This is a genomic window from Algoriphagus algorifonticola (assembly GCF_007655305.1).
GTDB classification, from domain to species: Bacteria; Bacteroidota; Bacteroidia; order Cytophagales; family Cyclobacteriaceae; genus Algoriphagus; species Algoriphagus algorifonticola.
Genome location: NZ_VLOG01000042.1, coordinates 14,201 through 40,691, shown reverse-complemented (window position 1 = coordinate 40,691; position 26,491 = coordinate 14,201). Strand labels below are relative to the sequence as shown.

Here is a 26,491-nt window from a genome sequence, read left to right as displayed (position 1 = left end):
CTATGTTAGCAATACTTTTTTCGATTTTATTAAGCCTTTTCCAAGTTGATGCTTCGGAAAGTGCTAGACTTCAAAGGCTTGTGGAAGAGAGAGAAAGTCTCTTTCGCCAATGGCAATCTTCAGAAAATAAGAAGTCAGGAATTTTTGGGAATAGAACCAAAAAAGACATGACTGAGACTAATGAATGGCTGGAGCGTATTATATCGAAAGACAATCAGATTATTGAAGAACTCAAGCTGAGTGGATCCATAGAAACCGCAGTAATTGGTCAGGAAAAAGAGGATTACAAGGCTATTACCATGAGTTTGGAACAAGATGTTCAAGCTTTGAAAAGGGCTTTAGCTGAAAAAGAAAAAGTAGCCCAGGAAAGGCTTTCTGATAGAAGGACCTTCGAGTGGACTACTGTGATTTTTTTCCTTTTTACTTTAGGCTTAGGCTTCTGGATTTATAAAATCAAGAAGAGGAGTTAATTGACGAGGATATAAGTCATGGGCGAAAATTCGACACATTCTTCATCGGCATTTATCGACCAACAATCTTCTTGAAATTCAAAGCTCTGACCATCCGCTGAAAAGATCAATTCCCCTTCTGGAATCCTGAAAAAATCTAAAATTCCGGGTTTGAGAGATTCTTTGGGGCCGTAACGACTAGCCACATAAGTGTCCTTATTCCCATTAAAATAAAATAAACCTTCTGAATAATAATAGGTGAATCGATTTTCTTGATAATTATACCATGAATCAGCAATTGAATGATAGCCAATGATTGGTCCAGTCTCTGATTTTCTGGCGAAATTCTTCACCTCCATCAAGCTATCATTTTTAATTGTAAGGGAATGGACAAACCAAACATCCAGAGAATCTACATATGAACGGTTCTCCCAAGTTCCTAAAAGTGGATTTCTCGGCCCATCCGAATCCTGACAGCCAAAAAATCCGGCTGCTACGAAACAAATCAATACATAAAAAAGGATTTTCATAGAGAATAAAATTAGTTGATATAAACTCTACGAAAAACCTCGAATTTTTGATACATCAAAAACTAATTATTTTTTCAATCTGGCTAATGGTGTTCTACCACCTTTCGTCACTTGATCTATGGAAACCAGAATCTCTGCATCCAAGGGAACAAATACGTCTACTCTTGATCCAAATTTGATAAACCCGAATTCTGCACCCTGATCCAACTGGGAACCTTCTTTCACATACCATTTGATTCTTCTAGCCACTGCACCGGCTATTTGCCTCACCAAAATTTTCATTCCGTCATCCAGCTTCAAAACCATGGTGGTTCTTTCATTTTCCGTACTGGATTTAGGATGCCAGGCTACCAGGTATTTTCCTGGATGATATTTAAAAAACTCAACTACCCCACGAATTGGAGATCTATTGACATGCACATTGACAGGTGACATGAATATGGATATCTGCTTTCTTTTTTCTTTGAGGTACTCATCTTCAAAGGCTTCTTCTATAACGACCACCTTGCCATCAGCCGGAGCCAAAATCACTCCTTCTTCCTTTGGAATCTGAAAAATTGGGTTTCTGAAAAATTGCAATACCAGTATATAAATCACAATACTGCCCAACATGCTGACATTGAGCCAAAATCGCGCATCTGGATAGAAGTAATACAATAAATAATTGGCTGCTACTAAAATGATTAACATCCAAAATAATAAAACTCGTCCTTCTCTGTGTATGGTCATAATATAAATGATAAGAGGCGTGAAATTGCTTCCACGCCTCAAAGATAAGTGATTCTTACAATTGTTGCTTTTTAGAAGCCACCACGATAAGTATAAGTTTTCGCAACTTTATCAATTGCCACAATGTAAGCGGCAATTCTCATTGGCACATCATACTTCTTAGAAGCCTCATATACATGCTCAAATGCATCTTTCATGATACGGTCAGAACGTCTATTAACACGATCTGCAGTCCATTTATATCCTAACCGGTTTTGTACCCATTCGAAATAAGAAACAGTAACTCCGCCGGCATTTGCCAGGATATCCGGAACAGCCATAATTCCTTTTTCATTGATAATGGCATCAGCCTTCGCGGATGTTGGTCCATTAGCACCTTCCACAATCAGCTTTGCTTTAATATTATCAACGTTTTTGGCAGTGATCACGTCTTCCACGGCAGCAGGAACCAATACATCTACTTCCAAAGTCAATAAATCCATTGGATCATCCATTCTGTCTCCGCCGGTAAAGCCTTCCAAATGGCCACCATTTGAATCCCTGAATTGAATTGCTTCCTGAATATTGATGCCTTTATCATTATAAAAAGCTCCTGTATGATCAGAGATCGCAACGATCTTCAAGCCTCTTTCCTCCAAAAGCTGGGCAGCCCAAGAACCTACGTTACCAAATCCCTGAACAGCGCATGTAGCTTGGAAAGGATTGATTTTCAGTTTTTGCATTGCTGCCAAAGCTGTCACCATAACTCCACGTCCTGTGGCTTCAGTTCTTCCTAAGGATCCTCCAAGTACCAAGGGTTTGCCGGTAACTACTGAGTTCACAGTCATTCCATGAGCTTTGGAGTATTCATCCATCAACCAAGCCATTTCTCTTGGTCCTGTACCCATATCTGGAGCAGGAATATCCTTATCAGGTCCGAAAACATCAATCATAGCCATGGTATAGGCTCTCATCAATCTTTCGATTTCTCCTTTGGACATTTCACGAGGGTTACATCTAACTCCTCCTTTACCTCCACCGTATGGAATATCCACAACCGCACACTTCCAAGTCATCCAAGCAGCCAGTGCTCTTACTTCATCTATATGTACATCAGGTGCAAATCGAATCCCACCTTTTGCTGGTCCAAGAATATTGGAATGGACCACACGGATTCCTTCGAAAACTTGAATTTTTCCATTATCCATGGTGATGGGTAAGGAAACAATTACTTGACGGGCCGGATTTTTCAACACATTGTAAACCTCATCAGAAAGTCCCAGCTTTTCAGCTGCAATGTTGAATCGTTCCATCATTGACTCCAAAGGATTCTCTTTATCCTTAATCGGAGCCGGTTCAATGTAAGCCATATTGGGTTTTATTTGAGTAGTGAAATGCGATACAATATTAAGTAGTTTTTCAGATTCCCTAAGCCAGAATTAGAAGATTTTCAAAAAAGCGGTTATAAAAGGGGCGGATAATAACAATCCGTCAAATCTGTCCATAAATCCCCCATGTCCCGGTAATCCTTTTCCTGAATCTTTTATCTCAATGGATCTTTTGAAAAGAGACTCTATCAAGTCTCCATACGTACCCGCGATGATGATGATCCCGGAGATCACCAACCATTTCCAATCTTGGATAGAGTGAAAATATCGTGCCACCAAAAAGGCGACTGCTATGGCTGAAAAAGCTCCGCCCAAAAATCCTTCCCAGGATTTTTTAGGTGAAACCCTCTCAAATAACTTTGTTTTACCAAACTTGGTTCCTGCGAAATAGGCTCCGGTGTCCGAAGCCCAAAGAATCAGTAAGCTACCTAGAATAATTTCAAAATGATAAACCTGATCTACCGAGAAGACAGCGAGATTTAATAATGAAAAGGGAACAGCCACATAGAAAATCCCCAGATAGGTGAATGCAACCCCGGTAAAAGGTTTTTTATCAGTTTTCTTGTAGAGCTTGATAAAAAAGGTCAAGGAAATGATCGGAAATATCAGATAGAGGTATTCCTGAGGCAAACGCTCCTTTTCAATCATAAAAGTAAGCGTAAAAATCATGAGCCCAAGGAAAGTCCCAAAGCTCTTCAGAGGCAACATCCCGTCAAGTCCACAAAGCTTATAAAATTCCATTTGAGCAAATCCCAATATGGCAGCAAAAATCAGAAAATAAGTCCAGTCAGAATAAATGATAGAAGAAATGACTACCACCGCCCCAACCAAAGCTGTAATTGCCCTTTGGCCTAAATTGCTATAATTATTAATATTAAAACGAGATCTCATTTTGAATAAAATTGGTGGCTTTGATGAGATTTTCCCGATTGACATGAACTTCATAAACACCCAGGAACTGATAAGCTGTTTCTTTTTTACTAAGCACTACAGCAGGAATATCGTTTTCTTCCAAAACTCCTTTGACTATTTCAGCTCTGATCTGCTGTGGACTTTCAAACACCTTGATCCAGTTCTCCATTTGTTTGGGGCTTATATTTCTTAAAGTAATGGATTCCTGCTAAAAGTACCAATAATCCACCCAAAGCTAGGGGATATGAGACATTATCTGTGGACTCCAAATCAAAATCTACCAATCCTTGGTTTGAGGCATAAACTAACAATACGGTCAAGGAATTATTGAGAATATGAGCAATAATCGGATACACCAAACTACCGGAATACACATATAAATATCCAAAGATAGCTCCCAAAAATACCCTAGGTACAAAGCCATAAAACTGAATATGAATAGCTGAGAAAATGATGGCAGTGAGCCAGATGCCCCAGTGAACTGAGCCTGTATATAAGTGTAACTTAGGCTGCAATACACCCCTGAAAAACATCTCCTCACCTATTCCTGCGAGCACTCCTATCACTAATAAGCCGGTCAAGAGCTCTGGAATAGATTGAAAATCAGTTAAAAACTGCGTTAACTGCATCAATTGGTCCTCCATGGCCTTCATCCAGCTTTCCAATTCCGAAAGGGATTCAGGCAAAACCAATTGAGAATTCCAATACACCAAAAGTCCATTGAAAAACATAGCCCCAAGGGTAATTGCTACCATGACCCAGAATTTCTTGAGACCAAACCTTGAAATCTGCAAGTCCCAGTTTAACTCTGCTTTATCAATCCATTTAATTATCATCCAAGCAGCAAACCAAAAGCCTATTCCTGAGCCAATACCCTGAATAAATAACATGGCCATGCGACCATTGGGGATACTGCTATCCCCTGACATCAGGGACATGATCTGAGGAATTGATAAATCAAAAAGGGGAACTGCAAGGGCGAGGGCAAGAGATTGGAGTAAAATCAGGACTCCAAAACCTACTAAAACTATGACTACCAAGGACAAAAGCCAGCTCTTGCGCTTACCTATTTCTGCTTGAGTTTCGTATATCTCCATATTTGAGTGTAAATTTACGCCAAATTTAGAATTAGCAGTGGTAAAGATAGGAAAGTTGGAGTTGGGAGAATTCCCATTATTGTTGGCACCCATGGAAGATGTGAGTGATCCTCCATTTCGTGCTGTGTGCAAACAAAACGGCGCAGACTTGATGTATACTGAGTTTATCAGTTCTGAGGGTCTGATCCGAGACGCCGCAAAAAGCGTCCAAAAACTCGATATTTTCGATTATGAGCGTCCGATAGGGATTCAGATTTTCGGGAATGAAATTGAATCCATGAGAGAAGCTGCTGCTATCGCCGAAGAAGCCGGGCCTGATATTTTGGATATTAATTACGGTTGCCCTGTTCACAAAGTAGCCTGCAAAGGAGCAGGAGCAGGAATTCTTTTGGATATAGACAAAATGGTATCCATGACTGCTGAAATTGTCAGAGCTGTCAATATCCCAGTTACAGTGAAAACCAGACTGGGCTGGAATCACGAAACCATTCGCATCGTAGAAGTTGCAGAAAGACTACAGGACGTAGGAATTCAGGCAATCAGTATACATGCAAGAACCAGACAGCAAATGTATAAAGGTGAAGCTGACTGGTCGTATCTCAATTTGGTAAAGGAAAATCCCCGATTGCACATTCCAGTTTTTGGAAATGGTGATATAGATTCTCCTGAGAAAGCTGCAGAATACAAGGCAAAATACAATGTGGATGGGATGATGATAGGAAGAGCCTCTATAGGGTATCCCTGGATTTTCAACGAAATAAAACAATACCTTCAGAATGGAGAGAAGCTTCCAGCCCCAGATTTGGATGAAAGAATTGCCATAGCAAAAAAACATCTGGATTTTTCAGTAGAATGGAAAGGTGAAAAATTAGGAATACTTGAAATGAGAAGGCATTACACCAATTATTTTAGAGGAATGCCCAATTTCAAACAATATAGAACCGAAATGGTAACAGCAGAGTCCTATGAGCACGTTTGCGAGATTCTCCAACAGGTCGCTCATGCTTATGCTGATTATGAATTTTCTTAATTCTAACTTGAGCCCCGACAATTGTTGGGGCTTTTTTTTGCCTTCTATTCTGTTTTTGGCAAAAAAATCAAAAGACATCACAGTCATTTTCACCTCAGCTTGGAATATTTGGGGTTGATCAACTTTTTTAAACAATTCTGAGTTGAATTCGCTTTTTTTGCCGTGCATTACTCACCCACCCAAGCGAATGTCAACTGGAGAATCTGAAAACACTTTAAAAAACTGGGGCTTCTTAATCGTTTTAGCTTTAGTTTGGGGAAGTTCTTTTATTTTGATAAAGAGGGGGCTGAATGTGTTTTCCCCAGGAGAGCTAGGCGCCTACAGGATAGTTGCTGCGGCTACCTTTCTGCTTCCGCTTTCGATTCCTAAAGTAAAAAACCTAAAGAGCCCTCAAATACAAAATCTTATTTTGGTGGGCCTCGTGGGAAGTTTCATTCCTGCATTTCTATTTGCAAAAGCACAAACCCAGCTAAGCAGCTCCCTAACTGGGGTTCTGAATGCGCTTACCCCCTTATTCGTTGTTTTGGTAGGTGCCATATTCTTTAATTCAAAAATCACCAGACGAAATGCCATAGGATTATTCATCGCTTTTTTAGGCGTAGTGGTCTTGGTAACGGTCAAAGAAGGTGATGGTTTCGGGGCTTTTTCAGACATCAATGCCTATGCTTTTTTCGTCATCTTGGCCTGTACCTGCTATGGCTTTAATCTCAACCTGATCAAGTTTCGATTCGTGGAACTTAAGCCGGTAGAGATCACAGCCATATCTTTGCTCATGGTATTGCCTGCAGCACTTATTTATTTAATGGCAGGAACTCAGTTTTCTTACAAGCTGGTTTCGGTGGAAGGGGCTTGGACCGCACTGGGATATGTCACGCTTTTAGGAGTCTTGGGAACAGCTCTAGCGCTTATCATTTTCAATATGATGGTGAAAACAGCAAGCCCGGTTTTTGCAAGTTCTGTTACCTACTTGATTCCAATTGTGGCTATTATGTGGGGAGTTTGGGACGGAGAAGTTTTGCTGTTTGGGCACTATGTGGGAATAGCCGCTGTAATTCTGGGAGTTTGGATAGGGAATAGAAAAAAAATAAAAAATAATCAGCGCCCCTCATAGGCTTTCAATTCCCTTTTACTCATTTCTGCTGTCACAAGAGATTTGGGATGCTCCACCTCGAAAGAATCCGGTGATTCCACGGTAGCCTCTTTCCCTTGTATCCAAAATTTTACCGGCTCAATCTCATACTTTAATTTTCCCAGATTGTCCTTACTGATTTTGGTGACTGCCATTCTGATATGGCGTCCATTTTCATAATTTTCCCCGCCAGATACGGCCAAAACATCTCCTGGGAATACTTCCTGACCCAGTTTTACTCTTTCAGAACCTCCCTTCAATACCATCAATTTGGTCCAGGTTCCATCCTCATGATATATTTCTATATAATTCTCCTCTCTGCTAAAAGCAAGATTTTCCTTCCCTTCTATCAAGTCCATTTTCAAGCCTACGATTGTTCCCTTTCTGGGAGCTACAATTTCCACTTCTTCATCAAATCTAAAGGATACTCCAACATAAGTCTCATTATTAGCCTCGGAACGAATTCTGTTTTCAATATGTGTCATGTTGCCACCAAGAACCTTTGTTCCTTCCTTTACAGGAATTAAATAAACGGGCTCTGATTTAGATTTTGCATAAATATTTCCTTTCAAATAGCTGTATTTAAAGGAAAAATTAGTGCTTTGATTAGCACTGCCCCTTTTAAGCGTCGCCACCTTTGATTTACCCGGGTTAGCTACGCCTATTGCATAATTTCCACCGGTAGCGCTGAGGTTTTGAAGGTTGGAAAACTCGAACTGAATGGTATAGGGGATTAAATCACTATTTGTGGCATAGATCTGAACATTCCCCTCGGAATCTCTTTCAGATTCAACAGTGATTTGAGCAAAAGAAAAGGAAAATATGAAGAGGAAAAAGGAAGCAAAAAGGATTCTCATGAAAACATAGGGTTTGAATCTAAAAATATAGCCAATAAACTAATTGCGCAATCTTTAATTCAAAATTCTTTCATTCGCTCTCTCCAGGCAAAGGCTAACATAGGGAGTTGCTGATAGCTGTTTATTCCTGCCTTGACGCCTTGAGACTTAAGGAAAATATCATTGGTTTTCCTACTTATCTCTAAGGATATAGGCTGATATTTGGCGTTTTCAGCCTGAATGGATCTGATATCATTACGGACACTTACATCTAAGGTCTTGAGCCATTCTTTATATTGATCAGGAGCCATCCTGTAATAATCTCTGATTTGGTAGAGCAAAAGTCTCAGTTGACCTGAGTATCTCAAAAGAGGATCATTGGAATTGGTACAAATTACCCAAGCTATAAAGTTTGCCTCACCTTCATCTGTTACTCCATAGCTGTGCGCCATTTCATGAGCAACGGTGAATGGTCTTTCCAAAGGATGAAGCGTAGGGTCTATATAACTTTCACCGGTAAAAGGGAAATATATTCCCAATATCCCCATTTTACGCATGAATCCGGGTGGTGGAAATAATTTGGTTCTTGGTCTTCCTGTGAAATTCAAACCCAGCAAATCCAGATTTTCACTCATATTTTCACGAACCAATTTCTCCAATTCAGGATAGGCTATTATTTCTCCTATAGCCGCGGTATCAGTAGAAATCTGCCCTCTGTATTGAGTCACCAAGCGTTGGGTGATCTGAACTTCAGATTTGATTTGCTCCAAATTAAGAGACTTAGGTGTCAAAGAAAGCTGTTTGAAAATGGGAGTTCGTTGGTAATTGAAGCCCCAAAGGACCAAAAAGAAAAAGACTATCGCGCCTAAACTATTCAGCAAAGACCTAATGCTGAGTATGCTTCTACCTTTCCAGCCTTTGGTTTTGTAAAAATTGCGGACAAAGATCCCAATTAAAATTACAATGGATAGAATAAAAAGATAAACGCTGGGGAATGGCAGATGCCCCAGCGTCATATCAATCACATTTCTGATTCCAGGAAAGAAAGTTCTGGAATAAATTTCATCAGTCGCTTCAGGATAGCGAATTGCCAACCATCTTAACCCCAGAGCCATCAGGCCAAGGATTGTCCACGACCAATCTCTCTTTCCCATTAGTTTTGATATCAAATTCCTTCCGCTTCCACTTCCTTCACTTCGGGAAGCATGCGGGTAAGCAAGTTTTGAATACCTGCTTTGAGGGTCACGGTACTGGAAGGGCAACCTGAACAGGCTCCCTGTAAAAGAACCTTCACCACTCCGTCTTTGAAGGAATGAAAAACAATAGCTCCACCATCCTGCTCTACTGCTGGACGGATATATTCATCGAGAATTCCTTTAATCTTTTTGACAATTTCGGAGTCATTTTCATCAAATAAAGGATCCTTATCAAAACTAGCTTGAACAGGCTTTTTCCCTGCTTCCAAATATTGTTTAATATGATCTCTGATGATGGTCTGTATTTCAGGCCACTCTACTTCCTCCGATTTGGTAACTGTGACAAAATTAGAAGCTATGAAAACGCGTTCCACTGCAGAGAAGTTAAACAATTCTTGAGCCAATGGGCTATTTTCAGCACTTTCTGCATTTGGAAAATCAAAGCTCAAACCGTCTTCCACCAACATAAAATTGGCAACAAACTTCAAGGAATTCGGATTTGGGTTAGCCTCCATGTAGAGGTGAACCGGTCTTGCTTGTGCTTTTAGCATCAGTTTATCAGTTTTTTGTTGAAATAAACCCCAATCAAGGCGAATAGTTCCTGCAAAGGTAAGTTTCCATTCGGAATTATTTCATAGGCTCTCCGGTTGCTGCGTACCAAATCCCCCCATATAAATGCTTTAAAAAATCCGGATCCTCATAAGCCGACTCCACATGGCCTAAAGCCGTATAAAATACCCGTCCGCCGTCAAACTCATGATACCAAGCCATAGGATGATTTGCCCCATTACCTTTAGCTACTTGATAGGTAGATTCATCTGCATTGAGAAGCACTTTAATATTGGGGTTGATATTTCTGAATTCATATAACTCATCTGTCCAAAGCCAATTTTTAGGTAAATGCCAAGTGGCAGGATGATTGGAGTCTACTACTTCTAATCTCAGAGTTTGCTGCTTGGGATGAGCTAAGAAGTAAGCTCCAATCAATTGATTGTACCATGGCCAATCGTATTCAGTATCTGTAGCTGAGTGAATTCCCACAACGCCTTTGCCACTTCTTACAAATTTTTGAAAAGCAGCTTTCTGCTCCTCATTGAAAATTGTCCCAGTGGTACTCATCAGGATAATGACATCAAATTTCTCCAAATTCTCATCTTTGAAGTAATTGGCGTCCTCTGTCGTATGAACAGAAAACACATGGGTCTGACCCAATTTTTTTAAGGCCACCACACCGTCTGGGATGGACTGATGTCTGAAGCCGGCAGTTTTACTAAAAACCAAAGCTCGGAATTGTTGAGCTTGGGACTGCATCAAACCGGCAGTTAGGAGACAAACTGTAAGTAAAAGGAATTTAAGTTTCATAGGTTTTTTGGGTTTGAGTTGATAACAAACACAAAATACAAAAAGCTAGAAGTCAAAAAGTATTTTTTTTATTATCGGCTAATCAAGAGCTCATTTAAAACTTACCATCTAAATCGATCTCGGTAAGAAATTACAAAGCTATTCCATAGGACCCCACCAGATAATCTCCTATTGATCAAACCACCAATGAGGGGTATCGTTTGTACTATTTGGAAATTCACTGCATCGGAGGCATGTTTTTGGATATTTATCCAACGGCCTATCTCGTTCGTAAGTACAGATCTCTGGAAGGAAAAAAGGCACGTCTGCTCTTGTGGTATAAATTCTTTTTTGACTCACTTTTGCCACTTCGAAATATCCCAAAACAACTTCTTCAGGATCTTTGTCATTATACAGATTACCTCTAATCGGAGCTGGTGGGGTATCGAATACTGAGCCAGTATTATTGACTAAAACTTTTACCTTTTGCCAATAATCAAAAGACTCCCTGGAAATACTCACTTGTCTGACATTGAAATAATGTCTACTCAAGAAGGACTCATCCACCACGCGTTGGGCTACTATCTGCCTATTTTGGTTTGTAGAAAAACCGGAGGCTTGTCCATTAAACAACGCAATTCTTTCTGGATCAGGAAAGTCAAAAACGTAGCAATCAGGGGGTGCTTTGTTAAAAGGGTTAGGAAAAAATGTCAAATTCCAATAGTAAGCCTCGTCCACATCCCATCGTAAATAGTAGGGCTCAATAGTTTCAGGAAGGCTAACTTCAGTTTGTATAGAGATGAAGGCAGTTTCGGGAGCCCCTTTAAAATTACCACGTACAAACTCATAGCTCAATTCATCTTCTCCAACAATATCAGGCATCTTTTCCGGAATAGACAGGTATCGCTTTCCCTGAATGATTATCTCAAGGTGATATTCTACCGCTGATTTGAATTTCACTTCTCTGCCGAGCATGTATTTTCCAGGTCCGATTTCATTGAATCTACTCCGGGAATTATCACTCCCTATAACAACTACTTGAGCACCCCTTACAGGTCTAGGCAAATCATTTAAAACCAAATATTGCCCTGAGTATAAAGGCTCCCTGTTGGCCGAAGTGGTTTCTGACAGGAATACAAATTTGTCTTCATCGAGGTTACTTATCTGTCCAGAAACAATGAGCTTTTCTGTTCCTTTATCCAAAGGAAAAGTAATCTGATCTATGCATGAGGCAAACATCAAAAAAATCAAGGCTAAGCAAAAAGTTGTAAGATGTTTATTCATTTTCTCCTCCTATCTGAATGCTATACGTAATTGAGGGGAAAATAGCTCCTAAAACTGCCAGTCTGTAAGGCCTCAATTGCCTGCTATCCCCATCTTTTTGCCAAAAAACTGAATATGCATTTCGCCTCCCTAAGAGGTTATAAATGCTAAAGTTGAGACTATCGCCCTTCTTTGAAAATACTTTTTCGAAAGTGTACGAAATGTCAACCCGAAAGTAATCCGGTATTCTATACTGATTTCTCTCAGAATACTCCGGAATAACCAATCCATTTAAAATGTAACTTGAATTGACAGCACTGACTGGTCTGCCACTGGCATAATTGACAGAAAAGTTAAACAATCCTCTTGGGTACATTTTTCTGCTAAGAATAAAATTTATCTCATGCGGCTTATCATAATTGCTTGGATACCATTCTCCCTGATTGATCTGCTTTTCTTCAAACTCCCCCAAACTTCTGAAAAAGGACCTGGAATAGGTATAAGCGAGCCAACCTGTGAGAACTCCTAGATTTTTTTTAATCATGAATTCAGCACCATAGGCTCTCCCTTCACCAAAAACTAATTCGGTTTCCATCTGAGGATTTAAAAAGATCTGAGCAAAATCTTTGTATTCTACTTGGTTCTGAATTTTTCGAAAAAATCCATCTACAGAAAACTCCCACTCATTCCCTTTACTATTTCTGAAAATGCCAAATGAAAAATTATCAGATCGCTGAGGGGGAATATATCTTGTGCTCAATTGCCAAAGATCAATTGGGGTGGGCCCGAAAGTATTGCTTACTGATTGTATGTATTGATTAAGCCTGGAATAGCTCAATTTGGCTGAAAGGTTTTGACCAAAATTCTGACGTAAGGAAATCCTGGGCTCAAACCCATTGTAGTTGGCTAAAGATCCTCCTTCAAAAAACTCCTGTCCAATAGTTTCTTCCCTAGTGATTGGAGCATTTTCTCTGTAGACAAAAACGGTATCAGGTCCTTTTTGGCTATAAAATGAGTATCTAAAACCCGCCATAATAGCGGTATTTTGACTAATATCCCATTCTAAACTTGAAAATAAAGCACTTTCCAGACCTTGTTCTTTTCCAACCTGCTCAGTAGCTACATTTGATCCTTCAAAAAAGGGACTTAACTGCTCGGATTTCCCTGAATAATAGACAAGTTCGGCTCCATTGGAAATGGAAAAGCGATCAGTGGCCCATACCAAAGTGACCTTTGCCTGCTGATAATCCATACCATTTTCTACTTGCGCAGCATCGATTCCCTCCGGGTCGAAAAAAGTATTGGAAAATTCCCCATTGGCTAATAAAGCTTTCAATGATAGTTGCTCTCCCAAGATCCCTTTATACTTGATGGAACTCACTCGATTTGACCAATCATACCCGAACTCATCAGAAAATTTAAAATAATCGCCCGTCATCAAAGTGTTTACTTCCAAATCATGCCCTTGAGCCAAATTCCAATTCAACCCTATGTAGGCGTCATGGAATTTTAATTTGGAGTTTTTGATATCTAAGTCTCTAGCTTGCTGCAATAACCAATTGGCGTTGGACACTCGCCCGCCAATAATTATACTTGCCTTTTCCTTCTGAATAGGGCCTTCTAGCATCAGTTTCCCATTGGAAGTACCTATACCTGCAATTCCGGACCAGGTCTCCTTGGAGCCTGAGCGCATAGCAATATTCAATGCTGATCCTGCTCTACCCCCTAAATTCGAAGGTAAATTTCCTTTGTAAAGAGTAAATGATTCCGTCACATCGGTATTAAATGCCGACAAAAATCCCAATGCATGATTGGAACTCAAAACTAAAACTTCGTCCATCAACAGGAGATTTTGATCGGTTTTTGCTCCCCTTACATTGATTCCTGAAGTACCCTCACCGACTGAGCTGACACCGGGCAAAAGCTGTAACCCTTTAAAAATATCAGCTTCTCCCAAAAACGCAGGAATTGCCTTGAGTTCGCGCGTGGTCAATTTTTCTATTCCAGTAATTGGATTTCGCACATTTCTATCAGGCTCATCAGAAAGTACTACTACCCCTTCTAACTCATAACTTTTCTCCTCCATAGAAATAGAAATAATTCCATTGTCAAAAAGTGACACTTGAGTAAAAACAGGAATTTTTGAAGTATGCCTGAAGGTGACCTTGTGCTCTCCTGGAGCAAGCTGAATAAAATATGTTCCAAATCTATCGGTACTGATTCCCGAATAAAATCCATCTACATGAACTCCTACCCCGTCAATCCCCTCGCCACTTTTCTTGTCGGTAATTTTACCTGTGAGAATATAATTAAAAAGATGGTTTCCTTCCTTTTTTCCAAATTGAAAACTCAAAGAGTCGGTTTGAGCGTAGGAGTTTATTGCCCAAAAAAACAGCAGGAAAGAAAATATCAGTTTTGCTTTAAGCATACTTGATTCGAGTATCAAAAAAAAATGAAATTCGTATATGATAAATGTAATTATCAATCCGATAAATTACACTTCAAAAATGTCAAAGCTTTAGAAAAACTTGACAAAGTGTATTTAAAGGATGATAAAGGCATTAAAATGCTCAAGCTATTACTATTAAATTTACACATTAGAAGAGCATAAAATTCGAATCATGAAAAAGCTAATGCTTCTTTTGCTGACAATTCTTGTGTTCAGTACCTGTAAAGAATCAGAAGAACCGCTTCAGGATGCTTTTGTATTTGGGAGATGGTCAGCCTTTTGTACGGGCAATTGTATCCAGATTTACAAGCTGGAAAATGATAAGTTGTATGTAGACAACTTAAACTCATTTAGGGAAGCCGCCACCATTACTTATAAACCTACACCCTTAAGTAATCAGTACGTAGCGAAGGCAAAATCATTAAGAGATAACTTTCCCCAATCCTTATTGGAAAATCCCTTCTCTGTAATTGGATGCCCGGATTGCGCGGACCAAGGAGGTATTTATTTGGCTTTTGACAATCGTGAAGGGACTCTATATTGGCAAATAGATGCAGATGAAACTACCTGGCCTGAAGTGATCAGGCCTTATTTGGAAGAATTGACTGAATTTATAGATCAATTGCCACAGGATTGATTAAAGAGCCTGAATCAATTCCTTCATGACTCTCGCCATGATTGGTTCAGCTTTGGCAGCTGCTTCCAAAACTTCCTGAAGGGTAATCCTCTTTATTTTCCCTTCTACACCTAGATCAGTTATAGCGGAAATTCCAAAAACCTCAATTCCTGATTGTCTGGCCACCAAGACCTCCGGAACTGTACTCATACCTACTGCATCAGCTCCAATAATCCTCAAATATTTATATTCTGCAGGAGTTTCCAAATTTGGGCCTGATACGCCAGCATACACTCCTTTGTGTAGTTTAAAGCCTAAATCTTTCCCGATCTTTTCTGCCTTTTCAATCAGTCTTTTAGAGTAAGCATCACTCATATCCGGAAATCTTGGCCCAAACTCATCCGGATTGTGACCTCTTAAAGGGTTTTCAGGAAATAGATCTATATGATCGCTGATTATCATGACTTCTCCTACTTCTTGATTGGGATTTAGCCCTCCGGAAGCATTGGAAACGAAAAGTCTTTTTACACCCAGCGTCTTCAAAACTCTTACAGGAAATGTCACCTGCTTCATAGAGTACCCTTCATAGTAATGGAATCTACCCTTCATGGCCACAACTTTTTTGCCGCCGAGAGTTCCAAAAATAAGTTTGCCGGAATGACTTTCAACGGTGGAAACCGGGAAATGAGGAATATCCGCATAATCGACTTCCAAGTCAAGATCGATCTGGTCGCCCAGTTTGCCCAATCCAGTGCCGAGAATAATCATATTCTCTACGGGCTGAGGATAAAGATTTTTCAAAAAGTTGCTCGCTTCTGCAATTTGAGATGGATAAGTCATAGAAGTTTAGGTTTATCGCAAAGATATTAATATTGCCCTAGCTACGAACTTTTACCCCCTTTAGCTTGTATAGCTTTCAGCATAATTTGATAAAAATGATTAAGATCATAGTCGGAACAAACCGCAAAAACTCTGTTTCCAAACAAATCGCCCTATACTATCAAGGCCTATTGAGTCAAAAAGGAGTTGAATCTGAAATTCTGGAATTGGAAGATTTGCCTTCGGATTTTATCGAGACAGCTCTTTATGAGAATAATGGAAAAAATGAGGAATATAATTCATTCCATCAGAGGGTAGCAGATGGGAAAAAGTTTGTCTTCATCGTCCCTGAATACAATGGGTCATTTCCAGGGATTTTAAAATCATTCATTGACGGGATGACCTATCCCAATACTTTTAGAAATAAAAAAGCCGCACTAGTCGGCCTTTCTTCTGGAATCGGGGGAGGTGGCATCGCATTGAGCCACCTCACCGATATATTCCATTACCTAGGAATGCATGTTCTTGCTCTCAAGCCGAAGCTCGCTAAAATTGAGCAAAATATGTCAGATAACCTGCTCACCAACAGGCTGTATGTAGAACTGCTGCAATCCCAGGCAGAGATGCTGCTTGATTTTTAGGACTTAGTCCACATTATCATGCAGAAACCTGTTGTTTCCCAGGATTTCGTTATCATCGTTGACATTGAATTTGCTGATGGTATTTTCTGAACTATGCTCAGGCTCATTCAATGTCACATTTTTTCTCAAATAAGCAGGAACCTCCATTTTTTCTTTCAACTCTTCAGGAGTCGGGTTAAACGAACGGTTTCCTTTTAGCTTCTCAAATCGCTCATGCGCTCTTTGAATAGCTTTTTGCTTCATTTGCTCATAGTAATCATTTGCATAAACCGGCTTGGAAGGCTCTTGATTGGAAGGTAACTCCTGCTCCTTTTTCTCCTCTTCAGGCTCTTCTTCATAAAGATCATGAACGATCTTTTCAGGCTGAGATGGCTTGGATTCAGTAGGCTTATTCTCCTCTCTCTTTGTAAAATCAAATGTAAAGGTTGACTCCTGCTTTTCCTTTTCAGGCATAGGTGTTGGCTCTTTTGGAGCTATCGGTGCCTTAGGAGTAGTAAACACGAAGGTGCTTCCATTACTGATTGGTTCTTCTTTTACCTTTTCAGATTTTCCGGAATCCAAGTTGATCACCGTCTTTACTTCTTCTAATTCCTCAACTTCAGCAGTAGGCTTTTCAACAATAGGAGCTGGGACTGGAGCCGGGGTAGGAGCTACACTTTTCTCCGGGGTTCTTCTGGCACCTTTCAGTTTATCCATTTCGAAACCAGTTGCGATGACTGTAACTCTAATCGCTTTACCCAATTCCTGATCGATACCCTGACCAAAAATCACTTCAGCATTATCTCCTGCTTTTTCTTGGATGTATTCAGTGATCTCACTCAATTCATCCATAGAAAGCTCTTCTTCCTCCCCTGACATAATTGACAAAAGGATTTTCTGAGCTCCTTTGATATCTACATTATTCAATAGTGGAGAAGAAATGGCAGCACCAGCTGCTCTGATAGCTCTGCCTTCACCTTCTTCAGTAGAAGACCCCATCACGGCTGCTCCGGCATCTTTCATTACGGTCTTAACATCTTCAAAATCCACGTTTACATCCTGATGAATCGTAATGATTTCAGCGATGGATTTTGCTGCTGTTGTCAGGATGTCATCTGCCTTACCAAATGCAGTTCTGATTGCCAAGTTCCCGTAAATCTCACGAAGCTTGTCATTCAAAATTACCAGGACAGTATCGCAAGTTTCACGCAAGGACTCAATCCCTTCCTGAGCTACCGTCATTTTCTTTTTCCCTTCAAACATGAAAGGAGCAGTCACGATACCTACTGTAAGGATGTTCAGTTCTTTTGCGATTTTGGCAATGATAGGAGCTGCTCCTGTTCCGGTTCCGCCTCCCATACCTGCGGTAATAAATACCATTTTGGTATTGTCTGCCAATAGCTCACGGATTTCGTCCTGAGACTCAATCGCTGCATTTTTTCCTTGCTCAGGATTCGCTCCTGCACCAAGGCCTTCAGTTAGGTTTGCACCTAGCTGCAATCTTAAAGGAACAGGACTTGACTTTAGAGCCTGCGCATCGGTATTGACTACCACAAACTCTACATCCTTAATTCCCTGACTGTACATGTGGTTTACGGCATTGGAGCCACCACCACCCACGCCAATTACCTTGATAATTGACTTTTGATTCTTTGGAAGATCAAATCTGTAATCTTTCATGTTATCTGACATATTATTTAATTGGTGAATTAGTTATTTTCAATTTGATAGGGTTAGGAAATAGGGAAATAAGCAGCAGGACCGCTTATCTCCCCCTAATCATAAGCCCTAGTAATTACCGTCGTCTCCTATATCATCGTGAATAATGCTCTTGAGCTTATCCCCGATGTTTCGGAAAATATCTTTTGGATTAAAGTCTTTTTTAATGGTTTTTGGCTGAACCCCTGCATTAGCCAGGCGCTTGTTATAATTCTCCTCACGATCATCCAAGGCCTTGAAACCTGCTAATACAAGTCCTACTGAAGTAGCAAACATGGGACTCTTCACTTCTTCAATTACTGACTTGCCCAAGTGCTCATTTGGATACCCAATTCTAGTATCCAGTCCAGTCATGTATTCGAATAGCTGAGAGATAAACTGCAATTGAGAACCACCACCGGTGATCACAATTCCTCCTGCCAATTTCTTATAATGGCCGCTCTGCATAATTTCATTTTGAACGATCTCGATGATCTCTTCCATTCGAGCCTGAATAATTGAGGCCAGATTACGGATTGAAATTTCTTTTGGAGGCCTATTTCTCAAGCCTGGGATAGACACAATTTCATTTGGATTTGCTTCTTCTGCGATCGCTTTTCCAAATCGTGTTTTTAATAGTTCTGCCTGATTGTGCATCACCATACATCCCTCTTTGATATCCTTAGTAATAATGTTTCCACCTAAAGGAATCACCGCTGTATGACGGATAATATTTTCGTAGAAAATGGCAATATCTGTAGTTCCACCACCGATATCCACTAAGCAGACACCAGCCTCTTTCTCTTCATCACTCAAGACTGAAAGTGAGCTCGCCAAAGGCTCAAGAATTAACTGCTTGGAAGTTAAATCCGCTCTCCTTACACATCGGTTGATATTATTGATAGCTGTAGTCTGGGCAGTGATGATATGAAAATCTGCCTCCAGTCTAGTTCCAGACATACCCACCGGATCCTTTATTCCACCTTCATAATCCACCGTATAATCCTGAGGCATGACGTGAATAATTCTATTTCCCGGAGGAACCAGAATATTCTCCATTTCTGAAGAAAGCCTGCGCACATCTTCTATGGTAATTTCATCCTCTGTAGGCGGACGCATGATGCTTCCACTTTGAATTTTGCTCTGAATATGTTGTCCGGCAATTCCCACGATTACCTCGCCGATTTCAACATCAGCCATTTCGGAAGCTTCTTCTACAGCTTTCTGGATCGCATGAACAGTCTTGTCAATATTGGTGACGACACCTCGATCTACCCCATCTGACACAGCTTTGCCCATGCCTAGGACTTCGAGTTTTCCATATTCATTCTTGCGACCCACAATGGCACAAATTTTCGTTGTACCTATGTCGAGTCCGACGATTAGTTTTTCGTTTTCCATATCCAAGCTTTTATTCACAAACAATTTGATCCTTAAATTTTACACTCACCCTGCTATAGGTATCCCAGCCTTTTCTGGGTAATATTTCTTTGTAGAAAATCTTGATTCTGTCAAACTTATCCTGGAGATTTAAAGCATCTCCAAATTCAATTATCTGACTTCCTACTTGTTGATACATTCTGATATCTGTCGGAGAATTGACTTCCAACTCAGTGATTTGTGCGGACCAGAATTTGTCTGCCGCTATAAACCGGATGAGATCCATCAACTCGGGCATTTCAGAATTGACATCTCCTTTATTCATCAATTTTTCAGCATGCTTGCCCTCCAAAATCAACACTCTACTGGTGTAAGTTGGAGAAGTTGGGATAATCAGACCTTCCACCGTGATGTAGCCGTCTGCTGCCGTAGGTCTTGCTATTCTTGCAATGGGCTGATGTTGCTGAATTTCCAGATTTAAAATTCCCTTTTGTCCAATCGTAGCTTGCACAGATTTCACAAATGGATGTCCTTCTATCCTTTTTTCAATTTCCTTCAATGGAACCTCTTCTATCATCATGCCCACCTTCAGCTCCGGAAAAGACTCACTGATAATTTGTCGTATTTCAGATTCTTCCACGAAATACAATCCACTGACTCCCCCTATTTTGACCTCACTTCCCTGGAAGGTTTTGTATAGACTTTGCTTTTCCACAAAACCTATGAATCCTACCAGCACTAAGCTGAGTAGAATAAATACCAATGATTTCCTCAGTCCTGTATTTTTCATGATTCAGAACTATTTAAGCGTGAACGGGTCCAATTCGCAATTTCAGGCACTAATCGATCTATATCTCCGGCACCTAATGTTACCAGCACTTCAGGATTGTTTGATCTTAAATATGCTGTCAAATCAGTTTTCGCTAATACTTGCTTTTTCTGGGACTGAATACCTTCTAAAAGCATTTCAGAATTAACTCCTTCAATTGGCAACTCTCTGGCAGGATAGATATCCAGTAAGATCACTTCGTCTGCGAGTGATAGGCTTTCTGAAAATCCAGGAGCAAAATCTCGGGTTCTTGTGTATAGATGAGGTTGAAAAACCACCGTCACCTTTTTTCCCGGGAACATGGCAATCACAGAGCTCAAACAAGCTCTGATTTCCTCCGGATGGTGCGCATAATCATCTATAAATACCAAGCCTCTTTCATTGACATGTATTTCAAATCTTCTCTTCACCCCTTTGAATGAGCTGATTCCTTTTCGAACCTGCTCTTCAGTAACCTGATGATCCAGACATACGGCAATGGCTGCCAAGGCATTTTCCACATTATGAAAGCCAGGAATAAATAATTCCAGCCCTTTTATTTCTTTGTCACCGTCGACATAATCAAAGACAAATGAGCCTGGCATTGCTTTGATATTTTCTGCTCGGATTCCTTCTGATCTCAGCCCATAAAATCTGGTTTTTTCTAAAGGAAGTGAGTCTTCTCCCAACCTATAAGCCGCATTGATCTGTATGTATAGCTTCCCTTTCTTATCCAGCAAGCCCACAAACTGTCGGAATCCATCCAGGATGGTGGCCTCGTCACCGTAAATATCCAAGTGATCTGGATCAGCACTGGTAATTACCGCCTCATTAGGGTGCAGCCTCAAAAATGACCTATCAAACTCATCTGCCTCAACTACCATGATTGGCTCACCCTTTTGATCATTCAGAATTAGATTGCTTTGATAATTCTGAGTAATCCCTCCTAAGAATGCTGCCACAGGTTTTCCTGCGGTTTTCAACATATGAGCAATCAAAGAGGAAGTTGTGGTCTTACCATGAGTACCGGCTACTGCGATACTTCTATGGGATGAAGTCAATACTCCCAATACCTCGGATCTCTTTTTCATCTCAAAACCCTGAGAGGTAAAAAACTCCAATAAGGAAGAGTTCTTAGGAATCGCCGGAGTCCAGATCACCAAAACCTTGGATTTATCAGCTAATATATTTTCAGGAATCTGCTGGTCAGAGTCAACAAAAGATATAGCAATCCCCTCTTTGACCAATTCTTCAGTCAAAGGAGAAGGGGTTTTATCATAACCCGCTACAAAATAGCCTTCATGCTGAAACCAGCGGGCCAAGGCACTCATGCCTATGCCGCCAATTCCGAGGAAGTAGACGCTATTTTTTCCCTTGAAACTCATGCGATCAGTTGTTCCATTTCATTGACAATAGTTTCAGCTGCGAAGGGCTTGGCTAATTTTTTTATATTTTCCCCTAAGGATTTGACCATCTCAGGATTCCCTAAGACTTCATCCGTTTTCTTTCTCAATTGACCGACTGCCTCCCTGTCTTTCAGCATCACCGCTGCATTATTAATGACAAAGGCCATGGCATTTTTCGTTTGGTGATCTTCAGCCACATTAGGAGAAGGGATGAAAATCACAGGTTTTCCAACCAATGAAAGTTCGGATACCGACAAGGCTCCGGCTCTCGAGATGATTAGATCTGCAGCGGCATAGGCCAAGTCCATTTCTCTAATGAATTCTCTCAAATGGATATTTTTCAGTTGAGCCTTCTCTGTTGCTGCCAACATATCCTTGAAATAGAATTTGCCGGATTGCCACAAGACCTGATACCCATCTTGGTCAAAGGCTTTCATATCCTCCAGCATTCCCAGATTTAAAGTTCTTGCTCCAAGAGACCCTCCTAATACCAGGACAGTTTTCAAGTCTGATTTCAAACCAAAATGAGCCAAGGCTGTCTCCCTTTTGCCTGCTAGATTCAAAATATCCTTTCGAACAGGATTGCCGGAGTAGACAATTTTTTCTTCCGGAAAAAACTGCCCCATATCCGGATAAGCCACGCAGATTTTTTGTGCTCTTTTCGCCAATATTTTATTGGTAAGGCCAGCGTATGAATTCTGCTCTTGAACCAGCGTAGGAATTTTCTTGCTTTGGGCTGCATACAACACAGGCCCGCTGGCATACCCGCCTACACCTACTACTACTTGTGGCTTAAATTCTTTGACAATTCCAAAAGCTTTGGATAGGCTTTTCAATAATTTGAAAGGGAACTTCAAATTGGATAAGCTCAAGCTTCTTTGAAGCCCAGCCACTGGAAGCCCTACAATCCTATAGCCTGCCTCAGGAATTTTCTGCATTTCCATTTTGCCTAAAGCACCCACAAAAAGCACCTCACTGTCCGGATGTCTTTCCACCCAGGCATTAGCAATAGCGATGGCCGGATAGATATGTCCTCCGGTTCCTCCTCCACTAATGAGTATGCGATATGTTTTTGTAGTTTCTATGATAAGGCAGTTTTAAGTTTTGGTCGGTTCATCGCAGAACCCGTCTGAATTTCATCCTGATGATCCCCTCTCGATACACTGAGAATAATTCCCAAGGAAATCCCTGTAAATACCAAGGAAGTACCCCCCATGCTCAATAAAGGAAGTGGCAAACCTGTAATTGGCCCCAAGCCTACAGCTACCGCCATATTGACTAAAGCCTGAATCACCAAGGCAAAGCTCAATCCAGCAGAGAGTAGACCTCCAAAGGCCTTATTGGAGTTCGAGACGATTCGCATTCCTCGATAGAGTAAAGCGAGATAGAGGAACAATACAGAAACGCCTCCTACCAATCCGTATTCCTCGATAATGATGGCGTAGATAAAATCTGAATATGGGTGTGGGAGAGAATTTCTCTGCTCAGAATTTCCTGGTCCTTTTCCTGTTACTCCGCCCGTTGCAATAGCAATATAGGATTGCTCAGCTTGGAAAGGCACTTCACTTTCATCCATGAAAGCTTCAATCCTAGCCACGAAAGTATCACCTCTTTGCCCTAGAAATACTGCTGAAGTCAAGCCCAAAATCCCCACCATTATCACTATGAGTAGGTACTTTACTGGAACTCTTCCGATAAACATGATCAACAGACAGGTTGCCAAAAGCAAAATTGCTGTAGACATATTAGCCAAGGCTATCAACAAACAGATTAAACCTATAGCAATGATGATGGGGAGGAATGTGCTTTTGAAATCCTTGATATTATTCTGTCGCTTGGCAAGCATAGCCGCCAAAGCAGCTATCAGAGCCAATTTTGCCAAGTCAGAAGGTTGGAATGCCTGATTAATCACCGGAATGGTCAACCATCTATTGGCTTCATTGATATTGGATCCAAATAAATAAGTGATTAGCAATAATGGCATGGATAAATACATGGCCAAACGAGCATACAAGGCATAATTCTTATAAGGAACCTTATGGGCTAACCACATCACCAAAAGTGATACAAAAACAAGTGTTGAGTGTCTGAATAGATACAATTCAGTATTGCCTCCAGCATATTTATAGGCAAGAGAACCAGTAGCAGAGTACACTACCAGGATACTGAAAAGAGAAAGCAATATCACTATGCCCCAGATGATTGGGTCACCTCTGAAATGCTCATCTATCCATGTCTTAAACTGACTCATGCGCTTTCTTTTTCATTTAATTTCTGAACCGCTTGTCTGAATTGATTTCCGCGATCCTCGTAATTTTTGAATAAGTCAAAACTGGCACAGGCAGGAGAAAGGAGAACAATATCCCCGCTTTCGCCTAATTCCAAACCCCAGCTCACAGCTTCTTTGATATCCTCAGTCTCCCGAATACTTGGAATAGTATTTTGAAAAGCCTTTTTCAACTTTTCATTGTCCTTACCCAAGCAGATCAAAGTCTTTACTTTTCCTTCCACTAATGGAAGCAAAACTGAATAGTCGTTCCCTTTATCCACTCCCCCAGCAATCCAGATCATAGGTTTTTGAAAGCTTCCTAAAGCATAATATGTGGCTTCCACATTGGTCCCTTTGCTGTCATTGATGAACTGCACTCCTTCAATCTTTCCAACAGGCTCCATTCTATGAGGAGCATTCTGGAATGTCTTCAAACCTTTGATTAAATCCTCCTGACTTACTCCAGCTATGGTGGCAGCAGTGCAGGCAAAAAGTGCATTGAGAATATTATGCTTTCCTTTAATAGGAAGAGTGTCTTTAGGAATGGTGTATGAGCGGTCTTTCACTTTAAGCTCCAAGTTTTCATTGGCCAAGAAAGCTCCCATTTCGGGCTCGCTCTCGAGTGAAACTGGAATGTGCAAAGCCTTGATTTTTTTGGAAGCTACTCCTTGCTGACTTAGCTTATCTTCTTGATAGAAAACAGCAAAATCCTCCGTTTTCATATTTTTGAAAAGCCCCATTTTAGAAGCGATGTATTTATTCACATCATAATCATACCTGTCCAAGTGATCAGGAGTGATATTGGTCAACATGGCTACTTTAGGCCGGATGCTAAGCATTCCATCGATCTGAAAGCTACTGCATTCCAGTACCCACCATTCATGATCTCTTTCTACCAATTGCCCAGCCCAACTTTTGCCAACATTTCCCGCAAGACCAACATCCAATCCAGCAGACCTCATCAAGTGAAAAGTGAGCAAGGTTGTAGTGGTTTTTCCATTGGTTCCAGTGATGGCAATTACTTTTCCCTGAGTGAAATGATGCGCAAATTCCAATTCATCAATCACTGCTATGCCTTCGGAAGTGGCCTTTTGAATCAATGGCGTTTTCTCCGAAATCCCCGGGCTTTTTATCAGTAAATCGCAATGAAGAATTCTCTCTTCACTATGTGTGTTTTCCTCAAATTCTATCCCATGGGATTCCAGCGTGGCTTTTCTTTCCGCAGAAATAGGCCCTGCATCACTTACAAAAACAGCATAGCCTACCAGCTTGGCTAGCATCGCTGCTCCCAATCCGCTTTCTCCTGCTCCTATGATGGCTACGCGTTTCATTTACTTATCTCAATTTTAAAGTTGCCAAAGTGATGACTGCCAACAAGATCCCCACTATCCAAAACCGGGTTACAATTTTGGCTTCCGGAATACTTTTCTTCTGATAATGATGATGCAAAGGAGACATTAAGAATACCCGTCTTCCTTCTCCATATTTTCTCTTTGTGTATTTGAAATAGCTGACTTGAATCATTACGCTAAGATTCTCCACTAGAAAAATCCCGCACATAATAGGAATCAAAAGTTCCTTTCTGAGTGTCAATGCCAAAACAGCAATCACTCCACCCAGCATCAGCGAACCTGTATCTCCCATAAATACCTGAGCTGGATAAGCATTGTACCACAGGAAGCCAACACAAGCTCCTATAAAAGCTGAGGCGAAAATCACCAACTCTCCTGAGTTAGGGATGTACATGATATTCAGGTATTGGGAAAAAATCGCGTTACCACTTAAATAGGCGAAAATTGCAATTGTTAAGCCAATAATGGCCGAAGTCCCTGCTGCCAGACCATCTATTCCATCGGTAATATTAGCGCCATTGGACACAGCAGTGATAATGAATATCACTACTAAAATGTATAAAACCGGAGTCATGGACTCACCCAAGAATCCTAAAATTGATTCGTAGTTTAATTCGTTATTCTTAACAAACGGAATGGTTGTTTTTGCAATTTTAATATCCTGATAAGCAGGGGTCTCTACAATTCCTTCTTCGATAGAAACAGGATTTTGAAACTCCCTGATTACCACATCTTCATGGAAGTAAAGCGTAGCTCCAACGATGATTCCTATCCCTATTTGGCCGATGATTTTAAATCTTCCGGCTAGTCCTTCCTTATTTTTTCTGAAAACTTTGATGTAATCATCCAAAAAGCCAATTCCTCCCAGCCACACAGTGGTGATAAGAAGAAGGAGGATGTAAATATTGTCTAAGTCACCAAATAATAGAGTTGGGATTAAAATCGCTGCTATCATCATCAGCCCTCCCATTGTCGGAGTTCCCTTCTTTTGAGTTTGTCCCTCAAGACCAAGGTCTCTGACGGTTTCGCCGATCTGCTTATTTCTAATCCAGGCAATGATTTTATGCCCAAAGGTGATGGTAATAATCAATGAAAGAACTGCCGCCATCCCAGCACGGAAAGAGATATAGCGAAACACCCCTGCTCCAGGAATGTCCAAAACCTTATCTAAATAATCAAAAATGGGATATAGCAT

26 protein-coding genes are annotated in these 26,491 nt (G+C 40.7%); 5 read left to right on the top strand and 21 right to left on the bottom strand.

What is annotated here, in order from left to right; genetic code table 11:
* Positions 1-2 precede the first annotated feature (2 nt).
* On the top strand, positions 3-470 hold the full coding sequence (locus FL972_RS10835; protein WP_144605408.1) for a Clp protease ClpB: 468 nt from the start codon (positions 3-5) through the stop codon (positions 468-470).
* Here FL972_RS10835 and FL972_RS10830 read toward each other — a convergent pair.
* The 6 genes from FL972_RS10830 to FL972_RS10805 all read right to left on the bottom strand — a co-directional run bounded on the left by FL972_RS10830 (position 467) and on the right by FL972_RS10805 (position 5,084).
* Positions 467-979, bottom strand: coding sequence for a hypothetical protein (locus FL972_RS10830; protein ID WP_144605407.1), 513 nt, complete (start codon positions 977-979; stop codon positions 467-469). The genes FL972_RS10835 and FL972_RS10830 overlap by 4 nt on opposite strands.
* A gap of 66 nt (positions 980-1,045) precedes the next feature.
* Positions 1,046-1,708, bottom strand: coding sequence for a phosphatidylserine decarboxylase family protein (locus FL972_RS10825; RefSeq protein ID WP_144605406.1), 663 nt, complete (start codon positions 1,706-1,708; stop codon positions 1,046-1,048).
* A gap of 71 nt (positions 1,709-1,779) precedes the next feature.
* Positions 1,780-3,057: a Glu/Leu/Phe/Val family dehydrogenase gene (locus FL972_RS10820; RefSeq protein ID WP_144605405.1), complete on the bottom strand. Its 1,278-nt coding sequence runs from the start codon at positions 3,055-3,057 to the stop codon at positions 1,780-1,782.
* A 69-nt stretch (positions 3,058-3,126) separates the two neighbouring features.
* Positions 3,127-3,966 (bottom strand): phosphatidate cytidylyltransferase, encoded by an 840-nt coding sequence (locus tag FL972_RS10815; RefSeq protein ID WP_144605404.1) that lies wholly within the window; start codon positions 3,964-3,966, stop codon positions 3,127-3,129.
* Positions 3,950-4,156: a putative signal transducing protein gene (locus tag FL972_RS10810; protein ID WP_144605403.1), complete on the bottom strand. Its 207-nt coding sequence runs from the start codon at positions 4,154-4,156 to the stop codon at positions 3,950-3,952. The genes FL972_RS10815 and FL972_RS10810 overlap by 17 nt, the downstream gene beginning before the upstream one ends.
* A complete protein-coding gene (locus FL972_RS10805) occupies positions 4,131-5,084 on the bottom strand; it encodes a CPBP family intramembrane glutamic endopeptidase (RefSeq protein WP_144605402.1) in 954 nt (317 codons plus the stop codon). Before FL972_RS10805 ends, FL972_RS10810 begins: the two co-directional genes overlap by 26 nt.
* A 37-nt stretch (positions 5,085-5,121) precedes the next feature.
* Here FL972_RS10805 and dusB point away from each other — a divergent pair, with 37 nt between their 5' ends.
* Both dusB and FL972_RS10795 read left to right on the top strand, forming a co-directional pair.
* Positions 5,122-6,114: a tRNA dihydrouridine synthase DusB gene (dusB, locus tag FL972_RS10800; RefSeq protein ID WP_144605401.1), complete on the top strand. Its 993-nt coding sequence runs from the start codon at positions 5,122-5,124 to the stop codon at positions 6,112-6,114.
* A gap of 187 nt (positions 6,115-6,301) precedes the next feature.
* On the top strand, positions 6,302-7,225 hold the full coding sequence (locus FL972_RS10795; protein ID WP_144605400.1) for a DMT family transporter: 924 nt from the start codon (positions 6,302-6,304) through the stop codon (positions 7,223-7,225).
* Here the strand turns inward: FL972_RS10795 and FL972_RS10790 are convergent.
* The 6 genes from FL972_RS10790 to FL972_RS10765 all read right to left on the bottom strand — a co-directional run bounded on the left by FL972_RS10790 (position 7,210) and on the right by FL972_RS10765 (position 14,232).
* Positions 7,210-8,100 (bottom strand): peptidoglycan DD-metalloendopeptidase family protein, encoded by an 891-nt coding sequence (locus FL972_RS10790; RefSeq protein ID WP_144605399.1) that lies wholly within the window; start codon positions 8,098-8,100, stop codon positions 7,210-7,212. The two genes, FL972_RS10795 and FL972_RS10790, sit on opposite strands and share 16 nt — an antisense overlap.
* Positions 8,101-8,159: 59 nt before the next feature.
* Positions 8,160-9,233, bottom strand: coding sequence for a DUF3810 domain-containing protein (locus FL972_RS10785; protein WP_144605398.1), 1,074 nt, complete (start codon positions 9,231-9,233; stop codon positions 8,160-8,162).
* A gap of 11 nt (positions 9,234-9,244) precedes the next feature.
* Positions 9,245-9,826, bottom strand: coding sequence for a NifU family protein (locus FL972_RS10780; RefSeq protein WP_091651116.1), 582 nt, complete (start codon positions 9,824-9,826; stop codon positions 9,245-9,247).
* Between the two features lie 76 nt (positions 9,827-9,902).
* A complete protein-coding gene (locus tag FL972_RS10775) occupies positions 9,903-10,637 on the bottom strand; it encodes a ThuA domain-containing protein (RefSeq protein WP_091651121.1) in 735 nt (244 codons plus the stop codon).
* 168 nt (positions 10,638-10,805) lie between these two features.
* Positions 10,806-11,900, bottom strand: a complete 1,095-nt coding sequence (locus tag FL972_RS10770; protein WP_144605397.1) for a DUF4249 domain-containing protein — start codon at positions 11,898-11,900, stop codon at positions 10,806-10,808.
* Positions 11,893-14,232, bottom strand: coding sequence for a TonB-dependent receptor (locus tag FL972_RS10765; protein ID WP_222116026.1), 2,340 nt, complete (start codon positions 14,230-14,232; stop codon positions 11,893-11,895). The genes FL972_RS10770 and FL972_RS10765 overlap by 8 nt, the downstream gene beginning before the upstream one ends.
* Positions 14,233-14,500: 268 nt before the next feature.
* On the opposite strand from FL972_RS10765, the gene FL972_RS10760 reads away from it, so the two are divergent.
* Entirely contained in the window at positions 14,501-14,965 is a 465-nt protein-coding gene (locus FL972_RS10760; protein ID WP_144605395.1) for a hypothetical protein, read from the top strand.
* Here FL972_RS10760 and FL972_RS10755 read toward each other — a convergent pair whose 3' ends face one another.
* Positions 14,966-15,784, bottom strand: a complete 819-nt coding sequence (locus FL972_RS10755; RefSeq protein WP_144605394.1) for a purine-nucleoside phosphorylase — start codon at positions 15,782-15,784, stop codon at positions 14,966-14,968.
* Between the two features lie 95 nt (positions 15,785-15,879).
* Here FL972_RS10755 and FL972_RS10750 point away from each other — a divergent pair, with 95 nt between their 5' ends.
* On the top strand, positions 15,880-16,404 hold the full coding sequence (locus tag FL972_RS10750) for an NADPH-dependent FMN reductase (RefSeq protein ID WP_091651988.1): 525 nt from the start codon (positions 15,880-15,882) through the stop codon (positions 16,402-16,404).
* 3 nt (positions 16,405-16,407) lie between these two features.
* On the opposite strand, the gene ftsZ is transcribed toward FL972_RS10750, so the two are convergent.
* From ftsZ to mraY, 8 genes are all read right to left on the bottom strand, one after another.
* A complete protein-coding gene (ftsZ, locus tag FL972_RS10745) occupies positions 16,408-18,063 on the bottom strand; it encodes a cell division protein FtsZ (RefSeq protein ID WP_144605487.1) in 1,656 nt (551 codons plus the stop codon).
* A 108-nt stretch (positions 18,064-18,171) separates the two neighbouring features.
* On the bottom strand, positions 18,172-19,482 hold the full coding sequence (gene ftsA, locus FL972_RS10740; RefSeq protein WP_144605393.1) for a cell division protein FtsA: 1,311 nt from the start codon (positions 19,480-19,482) through the stop codon (positions 18,172-18,174).
* Between the two features lie 10 nt (positions 19,483-19,492).
* Entirely contained in the window at positions 19,493-20,251 is a 759-nt protein-coding gene (locus tag FL972_RS10735; protein WP_144605392.1) for a cell division protein FtsQ/DivIB, read from the bottom strand.
* Complete coding sequence (gene murC / locus FL972_RS10730) at positions 20,248-21,654, bottom strand: UDP-N-acetylmuramate--L-alanine ligase (RefSeq protein WP_144605391.1); 1,407 nt, start codon at positions 21,652-21,654, stop codon at positions 20,248-20,250. Before murC ends, FL972_RS10735 begins: the two co-directional genes overlap by 4 nt.
* The gene (gene murG / locus FL972_RS10725; protein ID WP_394344574.1) at positions 21,651-22,760 is read right to left on the bottom strand and encodes an undecaprenyldiphospho-muramoylpentapeptide beta-N-acetylglucosaminyltransferase; all 1,110 of its coding nucleotides are present in this window, start codon (positions 22,758-22,760) and stop codon (positions 21,651-21,653) included. The genes murC and murG overlap by 4 nt, the downstream gene beginning before the upstream one ends.
* Positions 22,757-23,926, bottom strand: coding sequence for an FtsW/RodA/SpoVE family cell cycle protein (locus FL972_RS10720; protein ID WP_144605389.1), 1,170 nt, complete (start codon positions 23,924-23,926; stop codon positions 22,757-22,759). Before FL972_RS10720 ends, murG begins: the two co-directional genes overlap by 4 nt.
* Positions 23,923-25,275 (bottom strand): UDP-N-acetylmuramoyl-L-alanine--D-glutamate ligase, encoded by a 1,353-nt coding sequence (gene murD / locus FL972_RS10715; RefSeq protein WP_144605388.1) that lies wholly within the window; start codon positions 25,273-25,275, stop codon positions 23,923-23,925. The genes FL972_RS10720 and murD overlap by 4 nt, the downstream gene beginning before the upstream one ends.
* A 4-nt stretch (positions 25,276-25,279) precedes the next feature.
* Positions 25,280-26,491 carry a phospho-N-acetylmuramoyl-pentapeptide-transferase gene (gene mraY / locus FL972_RS10710; RefSeq protein ID WP_144605387.1) on the bottom strand — a complete coding sequence of 404 codons (1,212 nt, stop codon included), beginning with the start codon at positions 26,489-26,491 and terminating at the stop codon, positions 25,280-25,282.

Excerpts from the sequence above, each read along its gene's own strand:
- FL972_RS10835 (WP_144605408.1), top strand. The coding sequence starts at position 3 with ATGTTAGCAATACTTTTTTCGATTTTATTAAGCCTTTTCCAAGTTGAT.
- FL972_RS10830 (WP_144605407.1), bottom strand. The coding sequence starts at position 979 with ATGAAAATCCTTTTTTATGTATTGATTTGTTTCGTAGCAGCCGGATTT.
- FL972_RS10825 (WP_144605406.1), bottom strand. The coding sequence starts at position 1,708 with ATGACCATACACAGAGAAGGACGAGTTTTATTATTTTGGATGTTAATC.
- FL972_RS10820 (WP_144605405.1), bottom strand. The coding sequence starts at position 3,057 with ATGGCTTACATTGAACCGGCTCCGATTAAGGATAAAGAGAATCCTTTG.
- FL972_RS10815 (WP_144605404.1), bottom strand. The coding sequence starts at position 3,966 with ATGAGATCTCGTTTTAATATTAATAATTATAGCAATTTAGGCCAAAGG.
- FL972_RS10810 (WP_144605403.1), bottom strand. The coding sequence starts at position 4,156 with ATGGAGAACTGGATCAAGGTGTTTGAAAGTCCACAGCAGATCAGAGCT.
- FL972_RS10805 (WP_144605402.1), bottom strand. The coding sequence starts at position 5,084 with ATGGAGATATACGAAACTCAAGCAGAAATAGGTAAGCGCAAGAGCTGG.
- FL972_RS10795 (WP_144605400.1), top strand. The coding sequence starts at position 6,302 with ATGTCAACTGGAGAATCTGAAAACACTTTAAAAAACTGGGGCTTCTTA.
- FL972_RS10790 (WP_144605399.1), bottom strand. The coding sequence starts at position 8,100 with ATGAGAATCCTTTTTGCTTCCTTTTTCCTCTTCATATTTTCCTTTTCT.
- FL972_RS10785 (WP_144605398.1), bottom strand. The coding sequence starts at position 9,233 with ATGGGAAAGAGAGATTGGTCGTGGACAATCCTTGGCCTGATGGCTCTG.
- FL972_RS10780 (WP_091651116.1), bottom strand. The coding sequence starts at position 9,826 with ATGCTAAAAGCACAAGCAAGACCGGTTCACCTCTACATGGAGGCTAAC.
- FL972_RS10775 (WP_091651121.1), bottom strand. The coding sequence starts at position 10,637 with ATGAAACTTAAATTCCTTTTACTTACAGTTTGTCTCCTAACTGCCGGT.
- FL972_RS10770 (WP_144605397.1), bottom strand. The coding sequence starts at position 11,900 with ATGAATAAACATCTTACAACTTTTTGCTTAGCCTTGATTTTTTTGATG.
- FL972_RS10760 (WP_144605395.1), top strand. The coding sequence starts at position 14,501 with ATGAAAAAGCTAATGCTTCTTTTGCTGACAATTCTTGTGTTCAGTACC.
- FL972_RS10755 (WP_144605394.1), bottom strand. The coding sequence starts at position 15,784 with ATGACTTATCCATCTCAAATTGCAGAAGCGAGCAACTTTTTGAAAAAT.
- FL972_RS10750 (WP_091651988.1), top strand. The coding sequence starts at position 15,880 with ATGATTAAGATCATAGTCGGAACAAACCGCAAAAACTCTGTTTCCAAA.
- ftsZ (WP_144605487.1), bottom strand. The coding sequence starts at position 18,063 with ATGAAAGATTACAGATTTGATCTTCCAAAGAATCAAAAGTCAATTATC.
- ftsA (WP_144605393.1), bottom strand. The coding sequence starts at position 19,482 with ATGGAAAACGAAAAACTAATCGTCGGACTCGACATAGGTACAACGAAA.
- FL972_RS10735 (WP_144605392.1), bottom strand. The coding sequence starts at position 20,251 with ATGAAAAATACAGGACTGAGGAAATCATTGGTATTTATTCTACTCAGC.
- murC (WP_144605391.1), bottom strand. The coding sequence starts at position 21,654 with ATGAGTTTCAAGGGAAAAAATAGCGTCTACTTCCTCGGAATTGGCGGC.
- FL972_RS10720 (WP_144605389.1), bottom strand. The coding sequence starts at position 23,926 with ATGAGTCAGTTTAAGACATGGATAGATGAGCATTTCAGAGGTGACCCA.
- murD (WP_144605388.1), bottom strand. The coding sequence starts at position 25,275 with ATGAAACGCGTAGCCATCATAGGAGCAGGAGAAAGCGGATTGGGAGCA.
- mraY (WP_144605387.1), bottom strand. The coding sequence starts at position 26,491 with ATGCTATATCCCATTTTTGATTATTTAGATAAGGTTTTGGACATTCCT.